The sequence below is a fragment of the Aggregatilinea sp. genome (genome assembly GCF_036822615.1).
Taxonomy (GTDB): Bacteria; Chloroflexota; Anaerolineae; order Aggregatilineales; family Aggregatilineaceae; genus Aggregatilinea.
Window position 1 is genome coordinate 9308 of record NZ_DAISHJ010000007.1, and the last position, 8909, is coordinate 18216.

The following is an 8909-nucleotide window of genomic DNA, read 5'->3' on the forward strand; positions in this document are numbered from 1 at the left end:
GCTCGTTGATGTTCAGCACGTGCACGCCCTGAAGCTCGGCCACCCGGTTGAGGTTGAAGTCAGTCGTCATGACCGGCACGCCGCGCTGGCGGGCGAGCAGCACCAGCTTTTCGTCCACCTCGTTCGTGCCCTCCACATCGTCGTCGATGATGCGGACAGGGGTCTGGCTGTGCTGTTGCAGCTCGCTGAGAATTTCCAGCCCGCGTTTGCCCCGGTTGCGCCGCAGCACGTCCGCCGAATCTGCCACGTGCTGAAGCTCGTGCAGCACGAAGCGCGGAATGACCATTGTGCCGAGTACGAACCCCGTGCGGCTGATGTCCAGAATGCGCCCGTCGATGATCACACTGGTGTCCAGCAGAATCTCTTCGGCGTTGGTCAGCCCTGGCATGGCGCGCAGGGTGGTGGGGTTGGCGCGGATCAGCCCGCCGAACAGCATGAAGATCTCGCGCGCCCGCGCGTTGAACAGCGCGACGCTCAGATAGGCGGTGATGATCACGGCGACGGTGGGCAGAATCTGGCCGAACGGGTCCGGCAGCAGCGACAGCGGCCAGATGAACATGATCGAGACGATCAAGCCAAACACGAGGCCAAGCAGCAGCGCAACCAGTTTTTCAGCAGGCATTTCCGTGATCGAGCGTCGTGCGATCCGGCTGGGGGTGGTGGTGAGCCAGGGCGTGACGATCAGCCCCGCCAGCGCGCCGGTCAGCGAAAAGATGAGCGCGGTCGCGTCGGAGGGCAGGAAGAGTTCATCGGACAGATTCGTGCCAAGTAGTGCGCCAAACAAGCCAAAGATAAGCATGCCCAGCAGGCGCACCAGAAACTCAAGACTCATGGATGATGCCTCCCCGCCATGTTTGTGGACAGCAGCAGCCGGGATAAGGGGGCTGCGGGGATCTATCCACTGCCTGTTGGTGACCTCGACATTGGGATAAAAAAAGAGGCCGCTAAACGGGCAGGTCAACTATGGCTTTGTATCTGGATAAAAGCTGCCAGTGTCGGCTGGCGGGGTTTCCGTGGCCCATCCGGCAGGTTGGATAAATGGGAGCCGGAAAAGAAGGCCAAGCCTATACTGCCGGAATACCCTACACTTAGTTCTTAGCAGACCTCAGAAATCGAAGTCTTCTACACACTGACATCCCAACTTTAACATGGTTGAGAACGAGCGTCAATGACCGTTGGCAGGCGATAAACCAGCGGGGAGACGTCTGTGCGGCGTGAAAACAAAAAGCGCCATCACGGCGCTTGTTTGTGTGGCTGCATTGTCAGTAGGGGAGGTGAGATTCGAACTCACACGAGGTCACCCTCAACGGATTTTAAGTCCGCGGCGTCTGCCATTCCGCCACTCCCCCGGAACCGTCTCCACCGAGGCGAAGACGGAATGAAGTGTAGCATGAGATCTGCGCTGCCGTCAATGATGCTTCGGCGGATTGTGCAGCGTCTTTTCGCGTTGCGCGCCGCTTGCTGCGTCGGCGGCGCGGCGAACCGGCTCTTGCGCCCGTTTGCGCCTAATCCCGCTCGCGCAGGTGCGGGAACAGCAGCACCTCGCGGATCGTGCTGCGATCGGTCAATAGCATCACCAGCCGGTCAACGCCCATGCCCAGTCCACCAGCGGGCGGCATACCGTAGCGCATCGAACGCAGATAGTCCTCGTCGATGGGGGTTGCTTCGTCGTCTTCGTCGCTGTACAGGCGACCCATTTCGATGAAGCGCGCTTCCTGGTCCAACGGATCGTTCAGCTCGGTGAACGCGTTGCCCATTTCCATGCCGCCCACGAAGATCTCGAAGCGCTCGACGTGCTTCGGATCGCCGGGCACGGTCTTTGCCAGCGGCGAGATGTCGCGCGGGTAGTCGGTGATAAAGGTTGGCTGGATCAGCGTCGGCTCGACGGTATCGCCCAGCAGCCCATCAACCAGCTTGCCCCACGTGGCGCTCGATGATGCTTCGAGTCCCTTTGCGCGCATTTCCGCACGCAGCGAATCGGCGTCGGGGTAATCCATGTAGTCGATGCCGGAGCACTCACGGATTGCGTCGCGCAGCGTGATGCGCTTCCACGGCGGTGCGAGATTGATGGTGTTGCCCTGGAAGCTGATCGTCGTGCTGCCGGTGACCTGCTCGGCGGCGAAAGCCACCAGGCGCTCGGCCAGATCCATCATGCCGTGATAGTCGGTGTAGGCCTTATAGAACTCAAGCTGCGTAAACTCGGGGTTGTGCTTGAAGCTCACCCCTTCGTTGCGGAAGTCGCGCCCGATCTCGTACACGGCGTCGTACATGCCTACCAGCAACCGCTTCAGGTACAGCTCGAAGCTGATGCGCAGAAACAGGTCCTGGTGGAGCTGGTTGTGATGCGTGGTGAAGGGGCGCGCCGCCGCTCCGCCGTAGATGGGCTGCAAGATAGGCGTCTCGACTTCGAGGAAGCCCTCGCCATCGAGGAAAGTGCGCAGGGCACGCACAGTGAGTGCGCGGGCGCGGAACACAGCGCGCGTGTCGGGATTCACGGCGAGGTCGGCATAGCGCTGGCGGTAGCGTTCCTCGACGTCGCTGAAGGTGCCGTACCGCTCGACCTGCCCATCCTCGGTGACACGTTCCTTGATCACGGGCAGGGGGCTGAGCGCCTTCGACAGCACGACCAGATCCGTCACCAGGACGCTGGCTTCTCCCGCGCGGGTCCGCATCATGGTGCCCGCAGCCTGCACGAAGTCGCCCATGTCCAGTACGTCTTTGATCATGGCGTAGGTTTCTTCGCCCACACTGTCGATGCGAACGAACAACTGCACGCGGCCCGCGCCGTCCTCGATGTGCGCGAAATACACCTTACCCTTCAGGTTCTGGCGGACGATGCGCCCGCAAACCGTCACCTCGACCGGCTCCGGCGTCTGGTGATCCTCGGTTTCGACCGCTTCAAAGGCGCGGATCGCTTCCTGGCTGGAATGGGTGCACTTGACCCGGTTGGGGTAGGGCGCAACACCGTTTTCAACGAGGTGGTTTAACTTGTCGAGACGTTCTTGTTCCAGGTTGTTGGCGGGGGTCCACATGCTGCTGTTACTCTCCTCAAAACGCGGGCGTACAGATGTGCCGCCGGGGCGCGGCAGCTCAACAGAAAGCCCATGCCGACAGGTTCGCCAGCATGGGCTGGGTAAATCGAATCCGCGCGAATCCGGCGCTATTCGATCGCCTTCACGATGAACTCAATATCGCCGTCAGGGGCGTTCACCACCACGCGATCGCCAACGTGACGGCTCATCAACGCCTTGCCCAGCGGGCTTTTGTGCGAGATCTTGCCTGCCTGCGGGTTGGCCTCGGCTGCGCCGACGAGATAATACACTTCCGTGTCGTGCGTTCCCACTTCCTGCACGGTGATCTTGTCGCCCAGCCCGATCGTGTCGCGCGGGCCTTTGTCCTCAATGATATGCGCGTTGCTCAGGATCATCTCCAGGCGCAGAATCTCGCCCTCGACGAAGGCCTGCTCGTTTTTCGCATCCTCATATTCGGCATTTTCAACCAGTTCACCGCCCTCTTCGAGGGCCAGGCGCAGGCGTTCGGCCACCTCCTGACGCCGTACATTTCGGAGGAACGCGAGCCGCTCCTCATATTCCCGCAGCCCTTCCTGCGTCAGGTAATGGACTTCTTCACTCATGCTTTTCCTCCGTCGCTACGGGTATGGGCAAGACTGCCACACTTGCCCCCAACCTTATTGTGACGTTGCAGTATCTATCCCTAAAGTGAAAAATGTGGTTTTTAAATAGAACTATAAAACGCCACCATCACAGTGACGCTGCCAGCCCTATATTGGGCACATCCATGAATCAGTTTGAGCGCTCCACCAAGCCGCCCTGCTGTCGCCGGGTGTAGAGCGCCGTGCCCCTTGGCTTTGAGAGCGCCTGATGTACAAAAACACAGCCTGCGCTGTGTCTTGGAAGTTCACATGCGATTGCTTAACCTAAAACGCCAGCCCGCTCGCCCGGCGATTTGAGTTTGCTGCCACGATATTAGCATAGTTTACACGGCTTGTAAAGCGAACTGCAAAAGGGCTGTTAGTTGTGACGTCAACTGTTTTGGCGGAGGCCGGATATGCGCCACGGGGACTTCAGCTTGACGCAGGCGCACCGATCTTTTACAATTCTCGACTGGCGAATTAGGGAGAACCCGAGATATAGCCCATGTTTGAAAGCCTCAGCGATCGTCTACAAGACGTCTTTGACCAGCTTGGCCGCAAGGGTAAGCTGACCGAGGAAGACGTTAATACCGCTTTGCGCGAAGTTCGTATGGCGCTGCTTGAAGCGGACGTCAATATCAAGGTCACCAAAGACTTCATCAAACGCGTTCAGGAACGGTCCATCGGCGCCGAGGTGCAAAAAGCCCTCAAGCCGTCGCAGCAGGTTATCAAGATCGTGCACGAAGAGCTGATGGAAACGCTGGGCGAGCCGGGACGGCTCAACCTCAGCGGCCCGTCGCCGCGCGTGATCATGCTCGTGGGTCTGCAAGGCTCCGGTAAGACGACCACTGCTGCCAAGCTGGCGCTCATGCTGCGCCGGGATGGACGCCGCCCGTGGCTGGTGGCGGGGGACACGTACCGCCCCGCGGCGGTCGATCAGCTCGTGACGCTGGCGAAGCAGCTCAGCATTCCCTATCACGAAGAAGGGACCAGCGCGTCGCCGCCAGATATCTGCGAGCGCGGCTTGAAAGAAGCGAAAGCGGCGGGAGCGTCGGTCGTCATCCTCGACACGGCGGGCCGCCTTCAGATCGATGACGACATGATGCGCGAGCTGGCCGAGATCCGTAAGCGCACCGACCCGGCGGAAGTGTTGCTCGTCGCGGACGCGATGACCGGCCAGGAAGCCGTGCGTATTGCCGAAGGCTTCAATGAGAAGGTGGGGCTGACCGGCCTCATCCTGACCAAAGTGGACGGCGACGCGCGCGGTGGCGCGGCGATCTCGATGCGCGAAGTAACCGGCGTGCCCATTAAGTATATGGGTACGGGCGAAAAGATCGACGCCTTCGAGCCGTTCCACCCCGACCGTCTCGCTTCGCGTATCCTGGGCATGGGCGACATGCTCTCGCTCATCGAGCGTGCCGAGCAGACCTTCGACCAGCACGAAGCGGAAAAACTGCAAAAGAAGCTGCTTTCCAACGACTTCACGCTTGACGATTTTCTCAAGCAGCTTCAGCAAGTCAAGAAGATGGGCCCTATCGGCCAGATCCTTGACATGCTGCCCGGTGGTGGCCGCCTCAAGCAGCAGATCAACTTCGATAACGAAGATGCCCAGAAGCAGATGAAGCGCGTCGAGGCGATCATCTACTCGATGACACCCTCCGAGCGCCGTAACCCGCGCCTGCTCAACGCAACTCGCAAGCGTCGCGTGGCGGCGGGCAGCGGCACGTCCGTGCAGGACATCAACCAGTTGCTCAAGCAGTTCCGCGAGATGCAGCGGTTGATGAAAACCATCGGCAAAGGCCGGATGCCGAAAATTCCCGGTATGTTTCGTTAACATTGCGGTGTATAATCCCACTGTCGCCGTCTGCCCTGGCAGTCCTTCCCTGCCGCATCCTCTCGCAGCGTAGTGACAGCATGATAGTCAACACTTGCTAGCACAGTAAAGGATAGGTGGACAGGAATGGTTCGTATTCGTTTGCGCCGGGTAGGGCGTAAGAAGCAGCCAAGCTATCGTATCGTGGTCGCTGATTCGCGCAGCCCGCGTGATGGCCGTTACATTGAAGTGATCGGGTTCTACAACCCGCGCACTGAACCTGCGACCATGACCATCAAGGAAGACCGCGCGCTGTACTGGCTTCAGAACGGTGCGCAGCCGAGCGACGCGGTTCGCCGCGTTCTCGACAAGCTCGGAACGCTCGCTCGCCTGGAGCGCGTGAACAAGGGTGAAGCGGTGGACTCGCTGGTTGCTGAGGCTCAGGCCGAAGCTGAATCGCGTGGTACCGTCAGCCCGAAGACCGCGCTGCCGGTTGAACAGTCGGCTGAACCGAAGGCCGAGGCGCCTGCGGAAAGCGCACCTGAAGTTGCAGCGGAAGAAGAAGCTCCGGCGGCTGAGGCTGAATAAGCCCGCACGTCTGGCGCTTCAAGTAAACACAGATGACCGATGCGGACGGCGTTCAAGGTAAAGCCGTCCGCATTGACCTATTTCTCGCATAGGTCTCCGGCCTATTTGCGAGTGTTGTAGCGATTGAGGAAGACACCATGAAAGAACTTGTTGAATATATTGCGAAGTCGCTCGTGGACGATCCCTCACAGGTGCATGTGACCACGGTGGATGACAGCGCGTCCTCGACAGTGCTTGAGCTTCAGGTGGCGCCGGAAGATATGGGCCGCGTGATCGGCAAGAGCGGACGTGTCGCTAACGCGATGCGTATTCTCGTGCGCGTCATGGCGACCAAGCAGGGCAAGCGCGTCACGCTTGATATCGTCTAGCAGCGGTTTGCCGATGGTTTCGCACGAACCCACACACGACGAGCCTCCCTTCCTGCTGTTGGGACGTGTCTTGCGCCCGCATGGTATCCGTGGTGAGCTTCGCGTCGAGGTGCTGACCGCGTACCCGGAGCGCATCATGCCCGAGGATCACGTTTATCTCGGCCTGAACCCGGCGGACCCGGAGTCTGTGGTCGAGTACGAGATCGCCGGGGCGCGCCGCCATAAGCAGTACCTCATTCTCCAGTTGGAAGGCCTTTCCGACCGCGACGAGGCGGAGTTACTGCGCGACCAGTACGTGATGGTGGCGCTGGATGACGCCGTGCCGCTGGAGGAGGATGAGTTTTACCTCTACCAGATCATCGGCCTGCCGGTGTATACCGAAGACGACGAACATCTGGGTGAGGTCGTGGACGTGATCGAAACCGGAGCCAACGACGTTTACGTCGTGCGCGGCCCGCGCGGGGAGATCTTGCTGCCCGCTATTGAAGAGTGCATTCTGGATGTGGACATCGAGGGCAAGCGGGTGACCGTCCGCCTGATGGAAGGACTGCTCGGCGACTGAGACGGGCCGCGCGATGGCCTGAACACAGAGTGGTCGCTGCACCTATGAGCGCGCGCAAATACTGGCTCGGCTTTAATGTAATTAAGGGCATCGGGCCGGTGCGGCTTCGCGCGCTGCAGTCCTATTTTGGCGATCTGGAACCAGCCTGGACCGCCTCCGAACGCGATTTGCTGGCCGCTGGCCTGGATCGCCGCACCATTTCGAGCTTCCTTCAAGCACGTAATTCCATTCAACTCGACCAATTGAGTGACGATCTGGACCGCATCGGCGCGGCAGCGCTGACGCTGGACGACGCCGACTATCCGGCCCTGCTGCGTGAACTTCCCGATGCGCCGCCTGTGCTGTATATTAAGGGTATCGTCCTAGATATGGATCGCTGGGCGGTGGCTTTTGTGGGCACGCGCCGCGCGACTGTGTATGGGCGCGACGTCACGCGTGAGCTGATCGAGCCGCTGGTTCATGCCGGGATCACTATCGTCAGCGGGCTGGCCCTGGGGATCGATGCGGCGGCGCACAAAGCCGCGCTGGATGCGGGCGGGCGCACCCTGGCGGTGCTCGGCTGCGGAATTGATATGGTCTACCCGCCGGAACATCGCCATCTCGCGGCGGAGATTGTCCAGAACGGCGCGCTCGTGACGGAGTTCCCGCCCGGCACGCAGCCGGAAGGTAAGAACTTCCCGGTGCGCAACCGCACGATCAGCGGCCTGTCGTTGGGTGTGGTCGTGGTCGAAGCGCCCGAATCGAGCGGCGCGCTGCTGACGGCGGACATCGCCGCGGAGCAGGGGCGCGATGTGTTCGCGGTGCCCGGCAACATCACTGCACGGACCAGTCGGGGCACGAACCGCCTGATTCAAAGTGGGGCCAAGTTGGTCAATTGCGCCGAAGATATCATGGACGAGCTGAATCTGACGCGCTCGGCGGTGGAAGTCAGCACGACCGTGCGCGAGATCGCCCCGGCAGACGAAACAGAGCAGGCGCTGTTGGCGTACCTGGACAGCGAGCCGGTCCACATTGACGATCTATGCCAGCGCACGGGCCTGCCGATCACACGAGTGAGCAGCGCTCTGGCGCTGATGGAGCTAAAAGGCATGGTGAGCCGCCAGGAGGGCATGTCGTACGTGCGCTCGCGCGGCGGCACACACTACCGCTTGGATTAGCGGAGAACGGGCAGACTGACTATGGATCACTTCTACGCACTCATCATGGCCGGGGGCGGCGGAACGCGCCTGTGGCCGCTCAGCCGCAAGACCCGCCCCAAGCAGGCGCTGCCGCTGGTCGAGGATCGCTCCATGTTCCAGATCTCCGTGGAGCGTCTCGCGCCGCTGATGCCGCCCGAGAACGTCTTTGTGGTAACCGGCAGCGCCTACGTCGAGCAGCTGCACGACAGCACACCGCAGGTCCCGCTGGAAAACTTCGTCGTGGAACCCTTCGGGCGCGACAGCGGTCCGGCGGCGGCGCTTGGCATCGTGCACATACAGCGCCGCGATCCCGACGCGGTGATCGCCATCCTTGCGGCGGACCATCACATCGCGGATGTGCCCAAATTTCTGCGCGTGTTGTCGGCGGCGGGCGATTTGGCGCAGCGCGGCTACATCGCCACGCTGGGGATTTCGCCCTCGTTCCCATCGACAGGCTACGGCTATATCAAGCGCGGTGACTCATTGGGGCAGGTGGGCGAGTTCGATACCTATCTGGCCGAGCGTTTTGCCGAAAAGCCCGATATCCAGACGGCGGTCGAGTTCCTCGAAAGCGGCCTCTATAGCTGGAACAGCGGCATGTTCATCTGTCGCGCGGATACCGTGCTGGCCGAGTTCGAGCGCCAGCGGCCCGCTATGCGCGCGCAAATGGAACAGATCGGGCAGGCGGTCGGCCAGCCTCAGCCCGGCGGGGAGCGCGATGCCGCACACCGACTGACGGGCCTGGTAT

At 61.0% G+C, this 8909-nt stretch carries 9 protein-coding genes and 1 tRNA gene; 6 read left to right on the forward strand and 4 right to left on the reverse strand.

The annotated features are described in order from the left end of the window. The 4 genes from V7116_RS03960 to greA form a co-directional block, all read right to left on the reverse strand. A partial coding sequence (locus tag V7116_RS03960; RefSeq protein ID WP_324390585.1) for a PIN/TRAM domain-containing protein occupies positions 1-832 on the reverse strand: 832 nt, incomplete at its 3' end. A 434-nt stretch (positions 833-1266) separates the two neighbouring features. Beyond that, positions 1267-1349, reverse strand: a tRNA-Leu gene (locus V7116_RS03965). Positions 1350-1505: 156 nt separating this feature from the next. Continuing rightward, positions 1506-3032 (reverse strand): lysine--tRNA ligase, encoded by a 1527-nt coding sequence (lysS, locus tag V7116_RS03970; protein ID WP_324390586.1) that lies wholly within the window; start codon positions 3030-3032, stop codon positions 1506-1508. Positions 3033-3160: 128 nt separating this feature from the next. Further along, the gene (gene greA, locus V7116_RS03975; protein ID WP_324390587.1) at positions 3161-3634 is read right to left on the reverse strand and encodes a transcription elongation factor GreA; all 474 of its coding nucleotides are present in this window, start codon (positions 3632-3634) and stop codon (positions 3161-3163) included. Positions 3635-4157: 523 nt separating this feature from the next. Here greA and ffh point away from each other — a divergent pair. The 6 genes from ffh to V7116_RS04005 all read left to right on the forward strand — a co-directional run. Beyond that, a complete protein-coding gene (gene ffh, locus V7116_RS03980; RefSeq protein WP_324390588.1) occupies positions 4158-5486 on the forward strand; it encodes a signal recognition particle protein in 1329 nt (442 codons plus the stop codon). A gap of 126 nt (positions 5487-5612) precedes the next feature. Then, positions 5613-6053: a 30S ribosomal protein S16 gene (rpsP, locus tag V7116_RS03985; RefSeq protein ID WP_324390589.1), complete on the forward strand. Its 441-nt coding sequence runs from the start codon at positions 5613-5615 to the stop codon at positions 6051-6053. 137 nt (positions 6054-6190) lie between these two features. Continuing rightward, the gene (locus tag V7116_RS03990) at positions 6191-6421 is read left to right on the forward strand and encodes a KH domain-containing protein (protein WP_324390590.1); all 231 of its coding nucleotides are present in this window, start codon (positions 6191-6193) and stop codon (positions 6419-6421) included. Between the two features lie 13 nt (positions 6422-6434). After that, entirely contained in the window at positions 6435-6983 is a 549-nt protein-coding gene (rimM, locus tag V7116_RS03995) for a ribosome maturation factor RimM (protein WP_324390591.1), read from the forward strand. Between the two features lie 44 nt (positions 6984-7027). After that, positions 7028-8140 (forward strand): DNA-processing protein DprA, encoded by a 1113-nt coding sequence (dprA, locus tag V7116_RS04000; RefSeq protein ID WP_324390592.1) that lies wholly within the window; start codon positions 7028-7030, stop codon positions 8138-8140. Positions 8141-8161: 21 nt separating this feature from the next. Next, positions 8162-8909, forward strand: a 748-nt coding sequence (locus tag V7116_RS04005; RefSeq protein ID WP_324390593.1) for a mannose-1-phosphate guanylyltransferase, incomplete at its 3' end; no start/stop codon positions are given.

What these genes read in the sequence shown, in the direction of transcription:
- dprA (WP_324390592.1), top strand. Translation starts at nt 7,028, where the DNA reads ATGAGCGCGCGCAAATACTGGCTCGGCTTTAATGTAATTAAGGGCATC.
- V7116_RS03990 (WP_324390590.1), top strand. Translation starts at nt 6,191, where the DNA reads ATGAAAGAACTTGTTGAATATATTGCGAAGTCGCTCGTGGACGATCCC.
- rpsP (WP_324390589.1), top strand. Translation starts at nt 5,613, where the DNA reads ATGGTTCGTATTCGTTTGCGCCGGGTAGGGCGTAAGAAGCAGCCAAGC.
- lysS (WP_324390586.1), bottom strand. Translation starts at nt 3,032, where the DNA reads ATGTGGACCCCCGCCAACAACCTGGAACAAGAACGTCTCGACAAGTTA.
- greA (WP_324390587.1), bottom strand. Translation starts at nt 3,634, where the DNA reads ATGAGTGAAGAAGTCCATTACCTGACGCAGGAAGGGCTGCGGGAATAT.
- ffh (WP_324390588.1), top strand. Translation starts at nt 4,158, where the DNA reads ATGTTTGAAAGCCTCAGCGATCGTCTACAAGACGTCTTTGACCAGCTT.
- rimM (WP_324390591.1), top strand. Translation starts at nt 6,435, where the DNA reads ATGGTTTCGCACGAACCCACACACGACGAGCCTCCCTTCCTGCTGTTG.